Origin of the sequence: Zoogloea sp. 1C4 (assembly GCF_009469605.1) — a bacterium.
Taxonomy (GTDB): domain Bacteria; phylum Pseudomonadota; class Gammaproteobacteria; order Burkholderiales; family Rhodocyclaceae; genus Zoogloea; species Zoogloea oryzae.
Window position 1 is genome coordinate 237,919 of record NZ_SSXU01000005.1, and the last position, 20,603, is coordinate 258,521.

General features: G+C 63.9%; 16 protein-coding genes, 1 tRNA gene and 1 pseudogene. 5 read left to right on the plus strand and 13 right to left on the minus strand.

Annotated features, from left to right (window positions below; translation table 11 throughout):
- Positions 1-48: 48 nt before the first annotated feature.
- The 8 genes and pseudogenes from pgi to GH681_RS08530 form a co-directional block, all read right to left on the minus strand.
- Positions 49-1,680, minus strand: coding sequence for a glucose-6-phosphate isomerase (gene pgi, locus GH681_RS08495; RefSeq protein WP_194271182.1), 1,632 nt, complete (start codon positions 1,678-1,680; stop codon positions 49-51).
- Complete coding sequence (locus GH681_RS08500) at positions 1,673-3,301, minus strand: glycosyltransferase family 39 protein (protein WP_153161034.1); 1,629 nt, start codon at positions 3,299-3,301, stop codon at positions 1,673-1,675. The genes pgi and GH681_RS08500 overlap by 8 nt, the downstream gene beginning before the upstream one ends.
- A gap of 93 nt (positions 3,302-3,394) precedes the next feature.
- Positions 3,395-3,613: a 50S ribosomal protein L31 gene (gene rpmE, locus GH681_RS08505; protein WP_153161035.1), complete on the minus strand. Its 219-nt coding sequence runs from the start codon at positions 3,611-3,613 to the stop codon at positions 3,395-3,397.
- Positions 3,614-3,716: 103 nt separating this feature from the next.
- Positions 3,717-4,979: a U32 family peptidase gene (locus GH681_RS08510; RefSeq protein ID WP_153161036.1), complete on the minus strand. Its 1,263-nt coding sequence runs from the start codon at positions 4,977-4,979 to the stop codon at positions 3,717-3,719.
- Positions 4,980-5,054: 75 nt separating this feature from the next.
- Positions 5,055-6,056, minus strand: coding sequence for a DnaJ C-terminal domain-containing protein (locus GH681_RS08515; RefSeq protein ID WP_153161037.1), 1,002 nt, complete (start codon positions 6,054-6,056; stop codon positions 5,055-5,057).
- Between the two features lie 64 nt (positions 6,057-6,120).
- Positions 6,121-7,657: pseudogene (locus tag GH681_RS08520) on the minus strand (SpoVR family protein).
- On the minus strand, positions 7,654-8,922 hold the full coding sequence (locus tag GH681_RS08525; protein ID WP_153161038.1) for a YeaH/YhbH family protein: 1,269 nt from the start codon (positions 8,920-8,922) through the stop codon (positions 7,654-7,656). Before GH681_RS08525 ends, GH681_RS08520 begins: the two are co-directional and overlap by 4 nt.
- Positions 8,923-8,979: 57 nt before the next feature.
- The gene (locus GH681_RS08530; protein ID WP_153161039.1) at positions 8,980-10,902 is read right to left on the minus strand and encodes a PrkA family serine protein kinase; all 1,923 of its coding nucleotides are present in this window, start codon (positions 10,900-10,902) and stop codon (positions 8,980-8,982) included.
- Between the two features lie 400 nt (positions 10,903-11,302).
- Between GH681_RS08530 and tig the strand changes: the two genes are divergently transcribed.
- The 4 genes from tig (at position 11,303) to lon (ending at position 17,087) form a co-directional block, all read left to right on the plus strand.
- Positions 11,303-12,607, plus strand: a complete 1,305-nt coding sequence (gene tig, locus GH681_RS08535) for a trigger factor (RefSeq protein ID WP_153161040.1) — start codon at positions 11,303-11,305, stop codon at positions 12,605-12,607.
- Positions 12,608-12,628: 21 nt separating this feature from the next.
- Positions 12,629-13,273 carry an ATP-dependent Clp endopeptidase proteolytic subunit ClpP gene (gene clpP, locus GH681_RS08540; RefSeq protein WP_153161041.1) on the plus strand — a complete coding sequence of 215 codons (645 nt, stop codon included), beginning with the start codon at positions 12,629-12,631 and terminating at the stop codon, positions 13,271-13,273.
- Between the two features lie 37 nt (positions 13,274-13,310).
- The gene (gene clpX, locus GH681_RS08545) at positions 13,311-14,582 is read left to right on the plus strand and encodes an ATP-dependent Clp protease ATP-binding subunit ClpX (RefSeq protein WP_153161042.1); all 1,272 of its coding nucleotides are present in this window, start codon (positions 13,311-13,313) and stop codon (positions 14,580-14,582) included.
- Between the two features lie 87 nt (positions 14,583-14,669).
- Positions 14,670-17,087: an endopeptidase La gene (lon, locus tag GH681_RS08550; RefSeq protein ID WP_153161043.1), complete on the plus strand. Its 2,418-nt coding sequence runs from the start codon at positions 14,670-14,672 to the stop codon at positions 17,085-17,087.
- A gap of 162 nt (positions 17,088-17,249) precedes the next feature.
- Here lon and GH681_RS08555 read toward each other — a convergent pair.
- The 5 genes from GH681_RS08555 to GH681_RS08575 all read right to left on the minus strand — a co-directional run bounded on the left by GH681_RS08555 (position 17,250) and on the right by GH681_RS08575 (position 18,423).
- A tRNA-Arg gene (locus GH681_RS08555) sits at positions 17,250-17,324 on the minus strand.
- Between the two features lie 79 nt (positions 17,325-17,403).
- Positions 17,404-17,883 (minus strand): bacterioferritin, encoded by a 480-nt coding sequence (bfr, locus tag GH681_RS08560; protein WP_153161044.1) that lies wholly within the window; start codon positions 17,881-17,883, stop codon positions 17,404-17,406.
- Positions 17,880-18,110 (minus strand): (2Fe-2S)-binding protein, encoded by a 231-nt coding sequence (locus GH681_RS08565; protein WP_153161045.1) that lies wholly within the window; start codon positions 18,108-18,110, stop codon positions 17,880-17,882. The genes bfr and GH681_RS08565 overlap by 4 nt, the downstream gene beginning before the upstream one ends.
- 38 nt (positions 18,111-18,148) lie before the next feature.
- Positions 18,149-18,304 (minus strand): hypothetical protein, encoded by a 156-nt coding sequence (locus GH681_RS08570; protein ID WP_153161046.1) that lies wholly within the window; start codon positions 18,302-18,304, stop codon positions 18,149-18,151.
- Positions 18,301-18,423 carry a hemin uptake protein HemP gene (locus GH681_RS08575; protein WP_153161047.1) on the minus strand — a complete coding sequence of 41 codons (123 nt, stop codon included), beginning with the start codon at positions 18,421-18,423 and terminating at the stop codon, positions 18,301-18,303. The genes GH681_RS08570 and GH681_RS08575 overlap by 4 nt, the downstream gene beginning before the upstream one ends.
- Positions 18,424-18,683: 260 nt before the next feature.
- Here GH681_RS08575 and GH681_RS08580 point away from each other — a divergent pair, with 260 nt between their 5' ends.
- Positions 18,684-20,597, plus strand: a complete 1,914-nt coding sequence (locus GH681_RS08580) for an ATP-binding cassette domain-containing protein (RefSeq protein ID WP_153161048.1) — start codon at positions 18,684-18,686, stop codon at positions 20,595-20,597.
- Positions 20,598-20,603 lie beyond the last annotated feature (6 nt).

Sequence of the window (20,603 nt, forward strand, 5' to 3'; positions counted from 1 at the left end):
GTCGGGCAGGGATGCGTTCGTTCGTGTGTCGGGTGATCGGGCGCGGGATCAACCCGCCTTGCGGCTCATCGCTTCGATGGCTGCGAGCAAGCCGACGGTGGAGCCGTCGCGCTGGCGGTCGGAGCTGGCCTCGATGTCCCGGGCCATGTTCTTGCCCAGCTCCACGCCGTACTGGTCGAAGCTGTTGATGCCCCAGATCCAGCCCTGAACGAAGACCTTGTGCTCGTAGAGCGCCAGGATCTGCCCGAGGGTGAAAGGCGTGACCGACGGCATCAGCAGCGTGGTGCTGGGCTGGTTGCCGGCGCACACCAGATGGGGTGCGAGACGCTCCACCTCGGCATCGTCGATGCCACGGGCGCGCAGTTCGGCGCGGGCTTCGTCCAGCGTGCGACCCAGCATCAGCGCGGCGGACTGGGCCAGGGCGTTGCCGAACAGGCTGCGGTCGGTGGCCGAAGGCGTTGCACAGATGGGCAGCACGAAGTCGAACGCCACCTTGCGGGTGCCCTGGTAGAACAGCTGGTGGTAAGCGTGCTGGCCCACGGTGCCGGGGCCGCCGAAGATGATCGGTGCCGTCTGCCAGCTCACCGGTTGCCCCTGGTGATCCACCGACTTGCCGTTGCTTTCCATCTCCAGCTGCTGAAGATAGGCCGGCAGGCTGCGCAGGCGGTGGCTGTAGGGCAGCACCGCGTGACCGTCGAGCCCGAGGAAGGTGGCGTTCCAGATGCCGAGGAGGGCGGTGATCACCGGTAGGTTTGCGGCGAACGGGGCGCTGGCGAAGTGGGTGTCCATGCTGCGACCGCCGGCGAGGAAGTCGTCGAAGACCTCGGTGCCGAACGCCAGCATCAGCGGCAGGCCGATGGCCGACCACACCGAAAACCGTCCGCCGATCCATTCGGGCATCGGGAAGGTGGTGTCTTCGGCGATGCCGAAGGCAACGGCCGCGGCCACGTTGTTGCTGATCGCCACGAAATGCCGGCTGAGGTCGGCATCGGCGCCCAGTGCGGCGGCCAGCCAGGCACGCGCGGCACGGGCATTGAAGAGCGTCTCGGCGGTGGAGAAGCTCTTCGAGGCGACGATGAACAGGGTTTCGGCCGGATTGGCGCGGTCGAGGATCGCGCGGATCTCGGTGTCGTCCACGTTTGCGGCGAACGACAGTTCAAGCCGCGTCGGCTGCGACGGGGAGAAGGCTTCGGCGAGGAGACGCGGACCGAGATCCGAACCACCGATGCCCAGATGCACCACGTGGCGGATCGGCTGGCCGGTGGCACCCACGAACTCGCCGGCGTGCACCTGCGCCACGAAGGCATCGAGGCGCTTGCGGGTGGCGGCGATCTCAGCCCGGGCTGCGGCCGGCGTGAGTTCGAACATGCGCGCGGCGCAGTGCAGGGCGGCGCGATCTTCGGTGAAATTGACCGGCTCGCCGGACAGCATCGCGGCGATGCCATCCTTCAGTCCGGCCTCGTCGGCGAGGGCGAGCAGTTCGGCCATCGCCGACGACGTGATGCGCTGCTTGGAGTAATCGAGCAGAAGGCCGTCGGCAGCACACGAGAAGCGCTCGAAGCGCGTCGCATCACCCGCGAAGAGATCGCGCATGGTGGTGTCGCCAATGGCATCACGGTGGCCTTGCAGGGCCTGGGCTGCGCGGCTCGTGTCGAGCCGGAGATGGGCGCGATCAGTCACGGTTGTAGAGTTTGAAAGTCTCGGCCTTACGGCCACCACCGAGGCGCCGCTCCCAGATCAGACTCCCTTCGCCGCGGACCTTCTGGGCCTGGCTGCTCGTGGCGTAGGTGAGCAGCAGCTTGCACTCGCCGCCACTGGCATTGGGCACCGTGCGGATGCCGGCAAAGTAGTCGAGGGCGGCCCGCTGGGTGTCACCCAGGCCGCGTCGTGCGATGCAGCTGGTGGGCTGGCCTGCCAGGGCGGCCTTCAGCTCGGCGGCGACCGGCTGGTAGTTCTTGGTGTAGGCAAACCAGGGCTGCCACAGGATGACGGCAAGGCACCACAGCAAGGTGATGCCGAACGCCCAATTGGTGGTGCCGCGGGCGGGCGTGCGGCGCACGAACAGCGGCATGACCAGCAGCGCAATGCTGATGAGCACGCCGATCAGCGTTCCACCGACCAGGCTGTCGCGGGGGAAATCCGGGGCCATCTTGGCGACCGAGCGGGCAAGGCCCGGCGGCCAGCCGAAGTGCAGCGCGCTCCATCCCGCCCACACCAGCAGGGCGAAGAAGGCGAAGGCCATGATGCCGAACCAGTCGAAGGCATTGGCGGCACCCCGGCGCAGGCTGGAGACGCCCAGGGCGGCGAGCAGCGCCAGCGGCGGCAGCACCGGCAGCATGTTGGCCGGGCGCAGGTTGCCGGTGGTGGCAACCAGCAGGATCGCCAGCAGGCTGGCCATGAGCGGAAGCGCCAGCGGTGGCGTGGCCAGGGTGTGCCGGTTGCGCCACACCGCCCAGCCTGCGATCGGCCACAGGGGCCAGGCGAACCAGCCGGCCAGCTGGAGCAGCTTGCCGAAATCGGCCAGATGGTAGGCGTGGGGCGTGTTGGTGGTGAGTTCGTTGGCCCACCAGGCGGCGAGGGCGTCGGGGTCGGACAGGGCGGCCGAGCCCAGCCATGCGCCGGCGATCGCGCAGCCTGTCATCAGACCAAGGGCGATGCCGGTGACGACGGTGCGGTTGCGGCAGCTGGGGCACAGCATGGGTGCGACCAGCAGCACGGGCACGGTGAGCACCACGCCGGGCAGGCCTCCGGCGAGGAAGGCGAGCCCACTGCCGAGACCGGCCTGGAGCCCGCCGCGGATCGGACGTTCAGCCAGCTGGCCAAGGCCGGCGTAACACACGGCCATGCCGGCGAGCTGGGCGAGGATGGGCTGGGTTTCGTGGGCGTGGACGACGAGGCCGACGGCGCCGAGGGCCAGCAGGATCGCCGGCGCGAAGGCGGTTTCGCCATACAGGCGACGGGCGGCGATGCCTGTCCAGTAAAGGAAGGCGGCGGTGAACAGGCTGCTGGCGAGGCGGGCTGCGTCGTGGATCGGCAGCAGGCCGCCGAGGAGCTTGGCCAAGATGGCGCCGGCCCAGTAGTAGAGGGGCGGGAAGTCGTGGAAGGCTTCGCCGGCGATCTCGGGCATCAGCCAGCTGCCACGGGTGAGGATGGCGTGGATCGGGCCGAGGTGGGTGAGATCGTCACCCCGCCACGGGAGATGCCCGGTGGTGCCCACCAGCAGATAGACGGCGATGAGCACGGCCAGAGGCCAGCCGGTAACCGGCGCCGGCAGGGAAAGGCGGGGGGCGTCGTGGGGCATGGGTGCTCGATCTGAGTGCGGTGGGTGTGCAACCGGCAATAAAAAAGGCAGCCTCGGCTGCCTTTTTCGGACGATGCCGGCGTTGGGCGAATATTAGCCCAGGCGCTGCACGGAACCGTACTTCTGACGGAAGCGCTCGACGCGACCCGCGGTGTCAACGATCTTCTGCTTGCCGGTGTAGAACGGGTGGCAGGCAGAGCACACTTCCACGTGGTACTGGGGCTTGCCCATCGTGGAGCGGGTGGTGAAAGTGTTGCCGCAGGAGCAAGTCACTTGCACTTCTTTGTAATTCGGGTGGGTATCGGCTTTCATCGCTTGGTCCTTTGGGAAGTACACGTGGGTGGTGAATTTGGCCACCCGGAAAACACAGCATTCTGAACTACTTCAGCGCCTTAGGCAAGAAAACCGGCAAGATTTATAAAAATCGCGCGACAAAGGCGCCGACGCAGCCTGAAGGCAGCGGCAGCCAGACTCGGTGATCGCTGCCGGGCACCCGCTCGACAGGCTCGCCGGCGGCGTCGATCAGGCGTTCGACGCGGATCTCGGCGTTGCCGGAAGGGTGGATCAGCTCGAGCCGATCACCTACCGAAAACGCGTTTTTCGAGGCGATTTCGGCGAGGCCACGCTCGGCGTCGTAGCCCACCACGTCGCCCACGTACAGGCTGCGGTTGGATTCGGAGTGGCCGCGCAGGTAGTTCTGCATCTCGTGGGGTGTGTGGCGCTGGTAGAAGCCGTCGGTGTAGCCCCGGTTGGCGAGGCCCTCGAGCTGGCCCAGCAGCGCCGGGTCGAGGCCGCGGCCGGCGAAGGCGTCGTCGATGGCCTGGCGGTAGGCCTGGCTGGTGCGGGCGACGTAGTAGGGGCTCTTGGTGCGGCCTTCGATCTTGAAGGAGTCGATGCCGATCTCGGTCAGCCGCTGGACGTGTTCGATGGCGCGCAGATCCTTGGAGTTGAGGATGTAGGTGCCGTGCTCGTCCTCTTCGATGGGCATGTAGTCGCCGGCGCGCTTTTGCGGTTCTTCGAGCAGATAGACGTCGCCGCTGCTGCAGGTCTTGGCCTCGTGGGTCTTGAAATCCCAGCGGCAGGAGTTGGTGCAGGTGCCCTGGTTGGGGTCGCGGTGGTTGAAGTAGCCGGAGAGCAGGCAGCGGCCCGAATACGCGATGCACAGGGCGCCGTGGATGAAGACTTCGAGCTCGGTGTCGGGGCAATCCTGACGGATGCTGGCGATTTCGTCGATGGAGAGCTCCCGCGACAGGATCACCCGCGAGATGCCGGCCATCTTCCAGAAGCGCACCGCGGCGGCATTGACCGTGTTGGACTGCACCGACAGGTGGATGGGCATCTCGGGGAAGTTCTCGCGGACCATCAGGATCAGGCCCGGATCGGACATGATCAGCGCGTCGGGCTTGAGGGCGATGACCGGGGCGATGTCCTTGATGAAGGTCTTGATCTTGGCGCCGTGGGGATAGATGTTGGCGACCACGTAGAAGTGCTTGCCCTGGGCGTGGGCGCGGTGGATGCCGTCGGCCAGCACCGGCAGGTCGCCGAAATCGTTGTTACGCACGCGCAGCGAGTAACGCGGCTGGCCGGCGTAGATGGCGTCGGCACCAAAGGCGAAGGCGGTGTCGAGCATCGCCAGGGAGCCGGCGGGGGCGAGGAGTTCGGGTTTTTTGCGGGACATGGAATCTCTGTTCGGGGAATGGCCTGGGGGCGGATGCGGCAATTTTTGCCGTCTTGTCGTGGGCCTTGGGGTGGATCAGCGGTAGGTGTCGACCACCGCGTTCCAGCGGGCCAGCACCGGGCTCTGGGCCTTGAGGTTGTTCTGGAGCATCTGCTCGGCCATCTCGAGCATGGCTTTTTGTTCCTTGCCGAGGAACTGGAGCTGCTGGGTGTCGAGATGGACGCGCAGGTCGCCGGGCTTGCGGCGGCCGCGGCCCGGAAAGCCGGCGCCGGCCACGCGGATCTCGGGGCTGGTGGCGGCTTCAGGGAGCAGCACCTCGCGCACGCCGTCGAGGGTCGGCACGTCGATGCTGCCGCCGGCCAGCACGCGGAAAACGCTCACCGGCACGGTGACGTGGATGTCGTGGCCGTCGAGGCGGAACAGCGGGTGCGGATGGGTGCGCAGGGTGAGGTAGAGGTCGCCCGGCTCGCCGTCGTCGGGTGCGGGGCCGCCCTGGCCACTGATGCGCAGCTCTTCGCCGGGCAGCATGGCGGGCGGAACGGTGACGGCCAGTTGCCGGTCAGCCGGGTTCCAGCCGCGGCCTTCGCAGCTCGGGCAGCGGGTGTCGGTGGTGAAGCCCTTGCCGTGGCAGTGCGAGCAGGACTTGAGCCCACCGCCGCTGCGCACCCGGCCGCTGCCGTGACAGTGGCTGCACATGCTGGTGCGGCCATAGCTGCGGTGGCCGCTGCCGTTGCAGTCGTTGCAGGGCTCGCGGCCTTCTACGGTGACGGTGACGGTGGCGCCCCGGGCAGCGTCGAGGAGATCGACGAAAACCTCCTGGCGACGATCCTCGCCTTTGGGCTTGGCGGATTTGCGCGGCGGTTCCGGGGTGGTGTCTTCGTCGTCCGACGCGTCGACGGGCTTTTGGGTGAGGCGTTCGAAGGCCTGGCGGACGAGGCGGAACTGATCCTGGGCCTGGGGGTCGGGGTTGCGATCCGGGTGCCAGCGCATCGCCAGGCGCTTGTAGGCGCGCTTGATTTCGGCGAGGGTGGCATCGGGATCGACCCCTAGGATCTGGTGGGCGTTGCGGGCGGGCATCCCGCCATTTTAATCGGCCCCGCCGGTGGGCGGGGGGCGATTGTTGGGGGGTGAGCGGGTGGGCTCAGTTCCGGTCGCTCTTCCGCCTGTCCTGCCGGCATTCGTTGATGCAGTGCACGGTGCCGTCTTCCTGGGCGACTTCGAGCTTCACGGCAAAGCCCCACAGGCGGGCGACGTGCTTGAGGACTTCGTCGTTGTCGCCGGCTAGCGGGCGGCGCTGGTACATCTGGTGGCGCAGGGTGAGGGAGCGGTCGCCGCGCAGGTCGACGTTCCAGACCTGCAGGTTGGGCTCGCGGCTGCCCAGGTTGTAGTTGTCGGAGAGGATTTCGCGCACGCGGCGGTAGCCGCTTTCGTCGTGGATCGCGGAGATCTTGAGCTTGCTGTCCTTGTCGTCGTCGAGGATGGCGAAGAGGCGGAAGTCGCGCATTACCTTGGGCGACAGGAACTGGGCGACGAAGCTTTCGTCCTTGAAGTTGCGCATGGCGAAGTCGAAGGTCTCGCGCCAGTCGCTGCCGGCGATGTCCGGGAACCAGTAGCGGTCTTCGTCGGTGGGGGCTTCGCAGATGCGGCGGATGTCCTGCCACATGGCAAAACCCAGGGCGTAGGGGTTGAGACCGCGGTACCAGGGTTCGCTGTAGCTGGGCTGATAGACGACGTTGGTGTGGGAGTGGAGGAACTCCATCATGAAGCTGTCGGTGAGCAGCCCCTCGTCGTACATCGTGTTGAGCAGGGTGTAGTGCCAGTAGGTGGCCCAGCCTTCGTTCATCACCTGGGTCTGGCGCTGGGGGAAGAAGTACTGGCCGATCTTGCGCACGATGCGCACGATCTCGCGCTGCCAGGGTTCGAGGAGTGGGGCGTTCTTCTCGATGAAGTAGAGGAGATTCTCCTGGGGTTCGGGCGGGAAGCGCCGGGCCTCGACGGTGGCGGCGCGCTGCTGCTGGGCGGGCAGGGTGCGCCACAGGTCATTGACCTGACTTTGCAGGTATTCGGCGCTCCCGCTGGCGGGTGAGCTCTTTATCCAGCGAGAGCTTGGCGGGACGCTTGTAGCGATCCACGCCGACGTTCATCAGCGCGTGGCAGGAGTCGAGGAGGAGTTCGACTTCCTCTTCGCCGTAGCGCTCTTCGCATTCGGTGAGGTAGTTCTTGGCGAAGAGGAGGTAGTCGACGATGGCGTCGGCGTTGGTCCACTGCCGGAACAGGTAGTTGCCCTTGAAGAAGCTGTTGTGGCCGTAGGCGGCGTGGGCGATCACCAGGGCCTGCATCGTCATGGTGTTCTCTTCCATGAGATAGGCGATGCAGGGGTTGGAGTTGATGACGATCTCGTAGGCGAGCCCCATCTGCCCGCGGCGGTAGCCCTTTTCGGTCTGCAGGAAGCTCTTGCCGAAGGACCAGTGGTGGTAATTGACGGGCATGCCGACGGACGAGTAGGCGTCCATCATCTGCTCGGAGGTGATGACCTCGATCTGGATGGGGTAGGTGTCGAGCCCGAAGCCTCGCGCCACGCGGTCGATCTCGGCGTGGTAGGTCTCGATGAGCTCGAAGGTCCATTCGCCGGGGGCGGGCAGGGGTTTCCTGCGCTTGGTTCTGGTCGCTGTGCTCATGCCAGTTTCTTTTTGAAGAGTTCGCGGAACACCGGGTAGATGTCGGGCAGGCCTTCGATGTGCTGCATCGCGAAGTTGGGCTGCGCGCCGACCAGCTTTTCGTACTCGCGCCACAGGTTCTGCGGCTCGCCGGGGGTGATCTCGATGTAGGCGAAATACTGGAGGAAGGGCAGGATCGAACTGGCGAGCACCTCGCGGCAGTGGGGCGAATCGTTCTCCCAGTTGTCGCCATCGGAGGCCTGCGCGCCGTAGATGTTCCAGGCGCCGTTGGCGTAGCGCTCGTGGAGGATGTCCTTCATCAGCTCGAGGGCGCTCGACACCACGGTGCCGCCGGATTCGCGGGAGTGGAAGAAGTCTTCCTCGTTCACTTCCTTGGCCACGGTATGGTGGCGGATGAACACCACCTCGATGTGCTCGTAGGTGCGGGTGAGGAAGAGATACAGCAGCATGAAGAAGCGCTTGGCGGTGGCTTTCTTCTCTTCGTCCATCGAGCCCGACACGTCCATGATGCAGAACATCACCGCCTGGGTGGTCGGTTTGGGCACCTTGGTGCGGTTGTTGTAGCGCAGGTCGAAGGTGTCGATGAAGGGGATCGCCTCGATCTTGGCACGGAGAATGCCGATCTCGTCCTTCAGCTTGACGACTTCGGGGTCGTCTTCTGAATGTGTCAAAAGCAACTCTTCAAGTTGCTTTTGCAACTCACGCAGGCTGCCGCGGTAGGGCGACGAGAGCGCCAGCCGGCGGCCCAGCGCGCCGCGCAAGGAGCGCACAACGTTGATGTTGGCTGGCGTGCCGTCGTTGGTGAAACCGGCGCGCTGGCTCTTGTATTCGTGGATGCGGGCGAGCTGGGTCTTGACCAGGTTGGGCAGCGCAAGATCGTCGAAGAAGACGTCGAGGAACTCCTCGCGGGAGAGGTTGAAGACGAAATCGTCCTCGCCTTCGCCCTCGTTGCTGGCCTTGCCCTTGCCGGTGCCGCTACCGCCGCCGCCTTGCGGCCGGTTGATCTGGTCGCCGGTGGAGAACTGGTCGTTGCCGGTGAAGATGGTTTCCCACACCCCGCCGCGCCCATGATGAAACTGGGGCTCGGAGAGATCCTTGGCGGGGATGGAGACGCTCTCGCCGTTATCCAGATCCTTGATGGAGCGGCCGGAGATGGCATCGGCCACCGCCTCGCGGATCTGGTGTTTGAAACGGCGCATGAACCTCTGCCGGTTCACAGCACTCTTGTTCTTGCTGTCGAACCGGCGATCGATGATTCGGACCATTCGGGCCTCGCGAACTGTTGACGTGCCGCCAGCCCGACGGGGCCGGCGGTCGTGCGGTCAGGACGACTTGCGGACGCGCAGATACCACTCGCAGAGCAAGCGGACCTGCTTCTCGGTGTAGCCCTTTTCGATCATGCGATTGACGAAGTTCTGGTGCTTCTTCTGCTCGTCGCCGCTGGCCTTGGCGTTGAAGCTGATGACGGGCAGCAGGTCTTCGGTGTTGGAGAACATCTTCTTCTCGATCACCGCGCGGAGCTTCTCGTAGCTGGTCCAGCTCGGGTTCTTGCCGTTGTTCTTGGCGCGGGCGCGCAGCACGAAGTTCACCACCTCGTTGCGGAAGTCCTTCGGGTTGCTGATGCCGGCCGGCTTCTCGATCTTCTCGAGCTCGTCGTTGAGCGCGTTGCGGTCGAGGATCTCGCCGGTGTTCTGGTCGCGGTATTCCTGGTCCTGGATCCAGAAGTCGGCGTAGGTCACGTAGCGGTCGAAGATGTTCTGGCCGTACTCGCTGTAGCTCTCGAGGTAGGCGGTCTGGATCTCCTTGCCGATGAACTCGGCGTAGCGCGGGGCGAGGAATTCCTTGATGAAGGCCAGGTACTTGGCTTCGTTCTCGGGCGGGTACTGCTCCTGGGCGATCTGCTGCTCGAGCACGTACATGAGGTGCACCGGATTGGCAGCCACTTCGCGGTGGTCAAAGTTGAACACCTTGGACAGCACCTTGAAGGCGAAGCGAGTGGAGAGGCCGTTCATGCCTTCGTCGACGCCGGCGTAGTCGCGGTATTCCTGATAGCTCTTGGCCTTCGGGTCGGTGTCCTTCAGGTTCTCGCCGTCGTAGACGCGCATCTTGGAGAACAAGCTGGAGTTCTCGGGTTCCTTGACCCGCGACAGTACCGCAAACTGCGCCATCATCTTTAGGGTGTCGGGCGCGCAGGGGGCGTGGGACAGTGAACTGTTGGTGAGCAGCTTCTCGTAGATGCGCACCTCGTCCGACACCCGCAGGCAGTACGGCACCTTGACGGTGTAGATGCGGTCGAGGAAGGCCTCGTTGTTGCGGTTGTTCTTGAACGCTGCCCATTCGGACTCGTTGGAGTGGGCCATCACGATGCCGTCGAAGGGGATCGCGCCGAAGCCTTCGGTGCCCTTGTAGTTGCCTTCCTGGGTGGCGGTTAGGAGCGGATGCAGCACCTTGATCGGTGCCTTGAACATCTCGACGAACTCAAGCAGCCCCCGGTTGGCGAGGCACAGGCCGCCGGAGTAGGAGTAGGCATCCGGATCGTCCTGGGAATACTGCTCCAGCTTGCGGATGTCGATCTTGCCCACCAGCGACGAGATGTCCTGGTTGTTCTCGTCGCCGGGTTCGGTCTTGGCCACGGCGATCTGGCGCAGCACGGACGGGCGCAGCTTGACCACCTTGAACTTGGTGACGTCACCATTGAACTCGTGCAGGCGCTTGACCGCCCACGGGCTCATGATGGTGTTGAGGTAGCGCCGGGGGATGCCGTAGTCGTCTTCGAGGATCGCGCCATCCTCCTCCATGCTGAACAGCCCGAGGGGCGACTCATGCACCGGCGAGCCCTTGATGGCGTAGAAGGGGATCTTCTCGACCAGCGACTTGAGCTTCTCGGCGAGCGAACTCTTGCCGCCGCCCACCGGCCCCAAGAGGTACAGGATCTGTTTCTTTTCCTCCAGACCCTGGGCTGCGTGTCGGAAATACGACACGATGTTCTCGATCGATTCCTCCATTCCGTAGAAATCCCGGAAGGCCGGATAGATCTTGATCATCTTGTTGGAAAAGATGCGCGAGAGGCGGGGGTCGAGACGGGTATCGACAAGCTCCGGCTCGCCGATCGCCTGGAGCATCCGCTCGGCGGAGCTGGCGTAAGCCATCTTGTCGGACTTGCACAGTTCCAGGTATTCCTGGACCGACATTTCCTCTTCCCGTGTTGTTTCGTAACGGGTCTGAAAGCTGGTGAAGATACTCATCTGATGTCTCCCGGGGGCAGGGCACCAGGCGCGGGTGCCGGTTTCGTCGTCGTCCAACAGCCTGGATAACGACACATTACGCAGAACGTTGAGCTGAGCACCTCGTCAGCTTGTGGGCATCCCATCAAGGCTTCGGAGTTCGGGTCATTACAGTTTGTGTGATAGCTGAAGATCAATTGGAGTTCCGTTGATCGAGCGGGAGTTTGTCACGGCAGTAGCGCCGAGACGACGCATCGGCGCGGCATTGCAGGCTGTGCTGCAAGCCATTTCCTGTGCTGTGTTAGACTAAAGGTTTTTCCGACGACTTCATGGCAGTCGGGTTTGAGAAGGCACGAGTCTTGCTCTGTGTTCTCTGCCTGTGTCGTGAGGCGTTATTGTCAAGAACGATCAGGGAATTTTCATGAGCAACCAGGAAACCGTGGTGAGCGCACTCGAGCGCCGTATCGATATGTCCGTGCCGCTGGCTGAAATCGACAAGGACGTGGATGCCCGTCTGAAGAAGATGGCTCGCACCGTCAAGATGCCGGGATTCCGTCCGGGGAAGGTCCCGTTCCGGATGGTCGCGCAGACCTACGGCCCGCAAGCCCGTTCCGAAGCCATCGGCGCCGCTGTCGAGCGCGTCCTTGGCGAACAGATCCGCGCCCTGAACGTGCGCGTTGCCGGCTACCCGAACATCGAGCCGAAGGAAGCCACCGGCTCCGAAGCCCTGGAATTCACCGCCGTCTTCGAGGTCTACCCGGATGTGGTGATCGCCGACGTGAGCGGCCAGGAAGTCGAGCGCCCGCAACTCGAAGTGACCGACGCCGAAGTGGACAAGACCCTCGACGTCCTGCGCAAGCAGCGCACCACTTTCGTGCAGGCCGAGCGTGCCGCCCAGGACGGCGACCGCGTGGTGGTCGATTTCACCGGCCGCAAGGACGGTGTCGAGTTTGAAGGTGGCAAGGCGACCGATTTCGCCTTCGTGATCGGCGGCGGCCAGATGCTCAAGGATTTCGAAACCGCCACCCTGGGCCTCGCTGCCGGCGAGTCCAAGACTTTCGACATGACCTTCCCGGCTGACTACCACGCCGCTAACCTGGCCGGCCAGACCGTCCAGTTCGACGTGGCCGTGAAGAAGGTTGAAGCGCCGCAGCTGCCGGAAGTCGACGCCGAGTTCGCCAAGTCCCTGGGCATCGCCGACGGCGACGTGACCAAGATGCGCGAAGAGGTGAAGGCCAACCTGGAGCGCGAAGTGAAGCGTCGCATCCAGGCCAAGATCAAGGAGCGCGTCATGAACGTGCTGATCGAGACCCACCCGATCGAAGTGCCGAAGGCCCTCGTCGCTCAGGAATCCCAGACGCTTGCCGAAAATGCCAAGCGTGACTTCGAAGCCCGCGGCATGCAGACCAAGGACCTCCCGATCGACGCCAGCTGGTTCGGCGAGCAGGCGGCCCGCCGCGTCAAGCTCGGCCTGATCATGTCCGAGCTCGTGAAGAGCAAGGAGCTGTTTGCCAAGCCGGAACAGATCCGTGCCACCATTGAAGACTTCGCAGCCAGCTACGAAGATCCGAGCGAAGTGGTCGGCTGGTACTACTCCCAGCCCCAGCGTCTGGCCCAGGCCGAAGCGCTGGTGATCGAGGACAATGTGGTGGAGTGGGTCGTGAGCAACGCCAAGACGACCGACAAGGCCATCTCTTTTGACGAACTTATGGGCAATGCGGCTTAATTCCGCGGAAAGCGACAGGAAATGAATCCATTGACACCCCCGTTTTCTCGTAGTGACTGGGATCCGGTCGGTCTCGGCCTGATCCCGATGGTGGTCGAGCAGAGCGGTCGCGGCGAGCGTTCGTACGACATCTACTCGCGCCTGCTCAAGGAGCGGGTGGTGTTTCTGGTCGGGCCCGTCAATGACGTGACCGCCAACCTGATCGTGGCCCAGTTGCTGTTCCTTGAATCCGAAAACCCGGACAAGGACATCTTCTTCTACATCAACTCTCCGGGTGGCTCGGTCACGGCCGGCATGGCGATCTACGACACCATGCAGTTCATCAAGCCGGACGTGAGCACCCTGTGCATCGGGCAGGCGGCCAGCATGGGCGCCTTCCTGCTTGCATCCGGAGCCAAGGACAAGCGATTCTCGCTGCCGAACTCACGCATCATGATTCATCAGCCGCTGGGTGGTTTCCAGGGCCAGGCCTCGGACATCGAGATCCACGCCCGCGAGATCCTGTCCCTGCGCGCCAAGCTCAACGACATGCTCGCCAAGCACACCGGCCAGCCTGTCGAAGCCATCGAAAAGGACACGGATCGCGACAACTTCATGTCGGCGGAAGAGGCCGTGCGTTACGGCATCGTCGACAAGGTTCTCACCAGCCGCGCCGACGTGGCTTGATCGGTTTCAAGCATCCAGTACAGAGAGGAAGGCAGTAATGGCGGACAAGAAAACGAGCGGCGAAAAGCTCCTGTATTGCTCGTTCTGCGGCAAGAGCCAACACGAGGTCCGCAAGCTGATCGCGGGTCCGTCCGTGTTCATCTGCGACGAGTGCATCGAGCTGTGCAACGACATCATTCGCGACGAAATTACTGCGGACACCGGAAGCGCCAAGGGCATCAAGGGTGAACTCCCGTCCCCGCGCGAAATCTCCGAGATCCTCGACCAGTACGTGATCGGTCAGAGCGCGGCCAAGCGCATCCTCTCCGTGGCGGTGTACAACCACTACAAGCGGCTGCGCCACCTGTCCAAGACCCACGACGAAGTCGAACTCTCGAAGAGCAACATCCTGCTGGTCGGCCCGACCGGTTCGGGCAAGACCCTTCTTGCCCAGACCCTGGCCCGCCTGCTCAACGTGCCCTTCGTGATGGCGGATGCCACCACCCTCACCGAGGCCGGCTACGTGGGCGAGGATGTCGAGAACATCATCCAGAAGCTGCTCCAGAAGTGCGACTACGAAGTGGACAAGGCCCAGCAGGGCATCGTCTACATCGACGAGATCGACAAGATCTCCCGCAAGTCCGACAACCCGTCGATCACCCGCGACGTGTCCGGCGAGGGCGTGCAGCAGGCGCTGCTCAAGCTCATCGAAGGCACCATCGCGTCGGTGCCGCCGCAAGGTGGCCGCAAGCACCCGAACCAGGATTTCGTGCAGGTGGATACCACCAACATCCTGTTCGTCTGTGGCGGCGCCTTCGACGGTCTCGACAAGGTGATCCGCAACCGTACCGAGCAGGTCGGCATTGGTTTCGGCGCCGAGGTGAAGAGCCGCGAGAGCAGGAACGTCTCCGAATCTCTGCGCAATGTCGAACCCGAAGATCTGATCAAGTTCGGCCTCATCCCCGAGCTCATCGGTCGTCTGCCGGTGGTCGCCACGCTGCAGGAGCTCGACGAGGAAGCGCTCATCCAGATCCTCATCGAACCGAAAAACGCCCTGATCAAGCAATATCAGAAACTGTTTTCGATGGAAGGCGTCGAACTCGAGGTGCGGCCGGCGGCGCTTCAGGCCATTGCCCGCAAGGCGCTCAAGCGCAAGACCGGTGCCCGCGGTCTGCGTTCGATCCTTGAAGCGACGCTGCTCGACACCATGTATGAGTTGCCGTCCATGGAAAACGTGTCCAAAGTCGTGATCGACGAAGGCATGATCGATGGCGGCGCCCAGCCGATCCTGATCTACGCCGATCAACCCAAGGTCTCCGGCTCCAACTGAAATCAGGCAGAAGAAGTTTCATCCGACTGCTTGAATTGATGTCGCTGAGGCCCCATATGGGGCCTTAGTGCCTTTAAAGGAATAATCATGTCGAGCACGCTTGACCTCTCCGAAGACCAAGTCGAACTGCCGCTGCTGCCGCTGCGCGACGTCGTCGTCTTCCCGCACATGGTGATCCCGCTGTTCGTGGGTCGCCCCAAGTCCATCAAGGCGCTCGAGAACGCCATGGAGGCCGGCAAGAGCATCCTGCTGGTCGCCCAGAAGTCTGCCGCCAAGGACGAACCCTCGGCTGACGATCTCTACGATCTGGGCTGCATCGCCAACATCCTGCAGATGCTCAAGCTGCCCGACGGCACCGTGAAGGTGCTGGTTGAAGGCGTGCAGCGCGCCCGCGTGGTGTCGGTCGAAGACCTGCGCACCCTGTTCGTCGCCAAGGCCCAGCCGATGCCCGCCGCCGAGACGCCGGACAACGAGGTCGAGGCCATGCGCCGGGCGATCATCAGCCAGTTCGACCAGTACGTTAAGCTCAACAAGAAGATCCCGCCGGAGATCCTCAGCTCCCTGTCGGGCATCGAGGAGCCGGGCCGGCTGGCAGACACCATCGCCGCCCACCTGCCGCTCAAGCTCGAACAGAAGCAGGAAATCCTCGAGATGTTCGATCCGGGCGAGCGCCTCGAGCGCCTGCTCAACCAGCTCGAAACCGAACTCGACATCCTTCAGGTTGAAAAGCGCATCCGTGGCCGCGTCAAGCGCCAGATGGAAAAGAGCCAGCGCGAGTACTACCTGAACGAACAGGTCAAAGCAATCCAGAAGGAACTCGGCGAAGGCGAGGACGGCGCCGATCTCGAGGAGATGGACAAGAAGATCAAGGCCGCCGGCATGACCAAGGAGGCCATGGCCAAGGCCCAGGCCGAGCTGAAGAAGCTGCGCCTGATGTCGCCCATGTCGGCCGAAGCCACCGTGGTCCGCAACTACATCGAGACCCTGGTCGGCCTGCCCTGGAAGAAGAAATCCCGCATCAGTAAGGATCTGGCCGAAGCCGAGAAGGTGCTCGACACCGAGCACTACGGCCTCGAGAAGGTCAAGGAACGCATCCTTGAGTACCTCGCCGTGCAGCAGCGCGTCGACAAGCTCAAGGCGCCGATCCTGTGCCTCGTCGGCCCCCCGGGCGTCGGCAAGACCTCCCTCGGCCAGTCGGTGGCCCGCGCCACGAACCGCAAGTTCGTGCGCATGAGCCTCGGCGGTGTGCGTGACGAAGCCGAGATCCGCGGCCACCGTCGCACCTACATCGGTTCGATGCCGGGCAAGATCCTGCAGAACATGTCCAAGGTTGCCGTGCGCAATCCGCTGTTCCTGCTGGATGAAGTGGACAAGATGGGCCAGGACTTCCGCGGCGATCCGTCGTCGGCGCTGCTGGAGGTGCTCGACCCCGAACAGAACTCGACCTTCGTCGACCACTACATCGAAGTGGAATACGACCTGTCGGACGTGATGTTCGTGGCGACTGCCAACACCCTCAACATCCCGGCACCGCTCCTCGACCGGATGGAACTCATCCGTCTGTCGGGTTACACCGAGGACGAGAAGGTCAACATTGCCCAGCGCTACCTTGTTCCCAAGCAGATGAAGAACAACGGGATCAAGCGCGAGGAGCTGTCGGTGACCGAAGACGCCATCCGCGACATCGTGCGCTTCTACACCCGTGAGGCGGGCGTGCGAGGCCTCGAACGCGAGGTGTCGAAGGTCTGCCGCAAGGTCGTCAAGGCGCTGGTCCTGGGCAAGCGCAAGGCGAAGGTGGTGGTGAACGCCAAGAACATCGACAAGTACCTGGGCGTGCGGAAGTACACCTTCGGTGTGGCCGAGAAGGAAAACCAGATCGGCCAGGTGACCGGCCTCGCGTGGACCGAAGTGGGTGGCGAACTGCTGACCGTTGAAGCCGTGGCGCTGCCGGGCAAGGGCAAGATCATGACCACCGGCAAGCTCGGCGAGGTCATGCAGGAGTCCATCCAGGCGGCCCTGTCGGTGGTGCGTCGGCGTTCCAAGTCGCTGGGCATCCAGGAGGATTTCTACCAGAAGTCCGACATCCACATCCACTTGCCGGAAGGCGCGATTCCCAAGGACGGTCCGTCCGCCGGCATCGCGATCTGCACCGGTCTGGTGTCGGTGCTCACTGGCATCCCGGTGCGCTGCGACGTGGCGATGACGGGCGAAATCACGCTGCGTGGCGAAGTCCTGCCGATCGGCGGCCTGAAGGAAAAGCTGCTGGCGGCGGTACGTGGTGGCATCACCCGCGCGTTGATTCCCCAGGAAAACGTCAAGGATCTCACCGAGATCCCCGACAACGTGAAGAACGAGCTGGAGATCATCCCGGTCAAGTGGATCGACCAGGTGCTCGAGCACGCGCTGGAGCGCATGCCCGAGGCGCTGCCGGAAGTCCCCGCGGCGGATGTCGCCGTCGCCAAGCCGGCCGAGCCGACTGAAAACGGTGAGGTCGTGAAGCACTGACCTGCGTTGTATTGCTGCAGAAAGAGGCCGGCTGAGATGCCGGCCTCTTTTTTTGTGCGGTTGCCCGGGAATCGGTGTGATTCCTGTCGGGGGAATCGAACCGGTGACGCGGAGTGCGCCCCAAAAAGAACAAGGCCCTCACGAGGAGGGCCTTGCCGGGTCTGGTCCCCCCGACAGGAATCGAACCTGTATCTGGCGCTTAGGAGGCGCCCGTTCTATCCATTGAACTACGGAGAGAGGAGGGCGGCATTCTATCCCGGCAGCGCCGGAAAATGCCACGTCTTCATGCTTTCCGCGGTGTCGGGGTGAGGCCGGATCAGGACGAGCTGACGTCCATCTGGGATTGCAGGTAGTTCTGGATGCCGACTTTCTCGACCAGCTCAAGCTGGGTTTCGAGATAGTCGATGTGCTCTTCGGTGTCGTCGAGGATGTGCTGGAAGATGTCGCGGCTCACGTAGTCGCGGACGGATTCACAGTAAGCGATCGCGTCCTTGAGGTGGGCGTGGCCGCCTTGCTCCAGCTTCAGATCGCCCTGGAGACATTCCGGGACGTTTTCGCCAATCAGCAGCTTGTCGAGGTTCTGCAGGTTGGGGAGGCCCTCAAGAAACAGCACGCGCTCGATCAGCATGTCGGCGTGCTTCATTTCTTCGATGGATTCTTCGTATTCGTGCTTGCCCAGCTTGCCGAGGCCCCAGTTCTTATACATGCGCGCGTGCAGGAAGTACTGGTTGATGGCGGTCAGCTCGATGGTGAGTTGCTTGTTCAGATGCTGGATGACCTTCTTGTCGCCTTTCATGCTGCCTCCTGGATCAATGGAAATGTACGGATGCCGTGCGGAAGGAGCTGGGGCGGGTGCTGCTTGTCGAGGGCCTCGTGCAGGCACTGCTTGGCGCACCGGGCACACCGCCCGCATTCCTCGGTGACGCCCAACTCTACCCGAAGATCACGGAGTCGGCGAGCGCCGCCGGCGACGGCGGATTCGATCTGTTTTTCGGTGATTGCACGACAAACACAAACGTACATTGTCCTGTTTCCTCCAGCGCTTCTGGACAGCCAGGCGTTCAGTGGATCGGATAGAGCTGCAGCACCAGTTCGATCGCCGCATACCCGCCGGCCAGTCCGATCGCCAGCAGTAGCGCGACGCTCGGGGTAGAGAGCCGCGGCGCGGCGGTGGAGACCGGAAGCACGGAATGGCGGTGATGAGTGGTGAGCATCATTTTGTGAGAATCAGTTTGCCGGCACGTGTAGTACGCAATGCATAAATCATGCCTTCGTGTTCGATGAAGATGCAGCTGCGGTTATCGAACAGATCCTTGCTACGGATTGGCGTGTCCATGTGACCGGCTTGTACCCGTGGGGCCTCTGGGGGTTGTGCAGCCTTGGCTGTTTCGTCAGGGGGTGTCACGGTAGTTGTTAAAGCAAATGAGAACAATTCGTATTAAACAGATTGACCAGTCGTTCGTCAAGCATGTTTTGCGGGGTGTGTGACGCACTTGTAGACACCCGTCGCGCTGCCCGGTATCCGCCGAAAAGGGCCCCGGGGGGCCTGGCAGGGTAGAATCCGCAGCTTTCCCGCTTCAGCCCCCCGGATTCGCCATGCCCCTGATCACCCTCGACGATGCCTGCCTTGCCTTCGGCCATGTTGCCCTCCTCGACAAGGCGGCCTTCCAGCTCGACCCCGGCGAGCGGGTTGCGCTCATCGGGCGCAACGGCAGCGGCAAGTCGAGCCTGCTGAAGGCGCTCGCGGGGCAGGCGACGCTGGATGATGGGCGACTGTGGCGCCAGCCCGGCGCGCGGGTGGCCTACGTGCCCCAGGAGGCGGATTTCCCCCTCGAGCGAAGCGTGTTCGCCACCGTGGCCGACGGCCTGGGCGACGTGGCCCAGCTGCTGGTGGATTACCACGCCGCGACGCTGGCGGTGGCCGAGGATGCCAGCGAGGCCGCGCTGGCCCGGCTCGAAGACCTGCAGCACCGGATCGAGGATGCCCAGGCCTGGCGGCTCGAGCAGCGTGTCGAGCAGGTGCTGGGGCAGCTCAAGCTGTCGGGCGAGGCGGTGGTGGGCAGCCTGTCGGGCGGCGGCATCAAGCGGGTGGCGTTGGCCCGGGCGCTGGTGGGCGAGCCGGAGATCCTGCTGCTGGACGAGCCGACCAACCACCTGGACATCGACGGCATTCTGTGGCTTGAAGAGCTGATCCGCGATTTTGCCGGCGCGGTGGTGGTCATCACCCACGACCGGGTGTTCCTCGACCATGTGGCGACGCGGATCGTCGAGCTGGATCGCGGCATCCTGTCCAGCCACCCCGGGCGCTTTTCCGAATACCTCGCTCGCAAGGCCGACCAACTGGACGCCGAAGAGAAGGCCAACGCCCGCTTCGACAAGCTGCTGGCCCAGGAGGAGGTGTGGATCCGCAAGGGCGTGGAAGCGCGGCGGACCCGCAATGAAGGCCGGGTGCGCCGGCTGGAGGCGCTACGCCGCGAGCGTGGCGCGCGGCGTGATCGGCTGGGAACGGTCAAGCTGGCGCTGGATCGGGGTGAAGGCAGTGGCCAGATGGTGGCCGAGCTGGAGAACGTCAACAAGCGCTTTGGCGAGCGCACCATCGTCCGCGATTTCTCGACGCGCATCCTGCGGGGCGACCGGATCGGCCTGATCGGCCCCAACGGCGCAGGCAAGACGACACTGCTCAAGCTCATCCTCGGCGGGCTGGAGCCGGACGACGGCCGCGTCCGCCGCGGCACGCGCCAGACGGTGGCCTACTTCGACCAGCTGCGCGAGCAGCTCGACCCGGAAGCGCCGCTCACCGAGGTGATCAGCCCGGGCTCCGACTACGTGGAGATCGCCGGTCACCGCACCCACATCATCGGTTATCTGGGGGATTTCCTGTTCTCGCCCCAGCGCGCCCGCTCGCCGGTCAAGTCGCTCTCCGGTGGCGAGCGCAACCGGCTGCTGCTGGCCCGGCTGTTCGCCCGGCCGGCCAACGTGCTGGTGCTCGACGAGCCGACCAACGATCTGGACATTGAAACTCTCGATCTGCTCGAAGACCTGCTGGCCCAGTACGACGGCACGGTGTTTTTGGTGAGCCACGACCGGGCCTTCCTGGATAACGTGGTGACCCAGGTCATCGCCGCCGAAGGCGACGGCCGCTGGAAGGAATACGCCGGCGGTTATGAGGACTGGCTGCGGGTGCGCAAGACCAGCGAAGCCGCAGCAACAGCTGCGACGCCCAAGCCCACTGCGCCAAAGAAGGACGTTGCGCCTGCGCCGGCTGCCGCCAACAAGCCGGCCAAGCTGAGCTGGAAGGAACAGCGTGAACTGGAAGCACTGCCAGACCGCATCGCTGCGCTGGAGGACGAGCAGGGCACGATCCAGGCCCGGCTCAACGACCCGGCCATCTACCGGGATGCGCCCCAGGATGTGCCACAGCTCAACGCGCGGCTGCAGGCGCTGGAGGGCGAGATCGAGGCAGCGATGCTGCGCTGGGAAGCGCTCGAGGCCCGTTCGGGCGGAAAGTAAGCCCGG

What these genes read in the sequence shown, in the direction of transcription:
- clpX (WP_153161042.1), top strand. Translation starts at nt 13,311, where the DNA reads ATGGCGGACAAGAAAACGAGCGGCGAAAAGCTCCTGTATTGCTCGTTC.
- GH681_RS08500 (WP_153161034.1), bottom strand. Translation starts at nt 3,301, where the DNA reads ATGCCCCACGACGCCCCCCGCCTTTCCCTGCCGGCGCCGGTTACCGGC.
- GH681_RS08515 (WP_153161037.1), bottom strand. Translation starts at nt 6,056, where the DNA reads ATGCCCGCCCGCAACGCCCACCAGATCCTAGGGGTCGATCCCGATGCC.
- GH681_RS08525 (WP_153161038.1), bottom strand. Translation starts at nt 8,922, where the DNA reads ATGGTCCGAATCATCGATCGCCGGTTCGACAGCAAGAACAAGAGTGCT.
- GH681_RS08530 (WP_153161039.1), bottom strand. Translation starts at nt 10,902, where the DNA reads ATGAGTATCTTCACCAGCTTTCAGACCCGTTACGAAACAACACGGGAA.
- GH681_RS08565 (WP_153161045.1), bottom strand. Translation starts at nt 18,110, where the DNA reads ATGTACGTTTGTGTTTGTCGTGCAATCACCGAAAAACAGATCGAATCC.
- GH681_RS08575 (WP_153161047.1), bottom strand. Translation starts at nt 18,423, where the DNA reads ATGGACACGCCAATCCGTAGCAAGGATCTGTTCGATAACCGCAGCTGC.
- GH681_RS08580 (WP_153161048.1), top strand. Translation starts at nt 18,684, where the DNA reads ATGCCCCTGATCACCCTCGACGATGCCTGCCTTGCCTTCGGCCATGTT.
- clpP (WP_153161041.1), top strand. Translation starts at nt 12,629, where the DNA reads ATGAATCCATTGACACCCCCGTTTTCTCGTAGTGACTGGGATCCGGTC.
- GH681_RS08510 (WP_153161036.1), bottom strand. Translation starts at nt 4,979, where the DNA reads ATGTCCCGCAAAAAACCCGAACTCCTCGCCCCCGCCGGCTCCCTGGCG.
- tig (WP_153161040.1), top strand. Translation starts at nt 11,303, where the DNA reads ATGAGCAACCAGGAAACCGTGGTGAGCGCACTCGAGCGCCGTATCGAT.
- rpmE (WP_153161035.1), bottom strand. Translation starts at nt 3,613, where the DNA reads ATGAAAGCCGATACCCACCCGAATTACAAAGAAGTGCAAGTGACTTGC.
- bfr (WP_153161044.1), bottom strand. Translation starts at nt 17,883, where the DNA reads ATGAAAGGCGACAAGAAGGTCATCCAGCATCTGAACAAGCAACTCACC.
- GH681_RS08570 (WP_153161046.1), bottom strand. Translation starts at nt 18,304, where the DNA reads ATGATGCTCACCACTCATCACCGCCATTCCGTGCTTCCGGTCTCCACC.
- lon (WP_153161043.1), top strand. Translation starts at nt 14,670, where the DNA reads ATGTCGAGCACGCTTGACCTCTCCGAAGACCAAGTCGAACTGCCGCTG.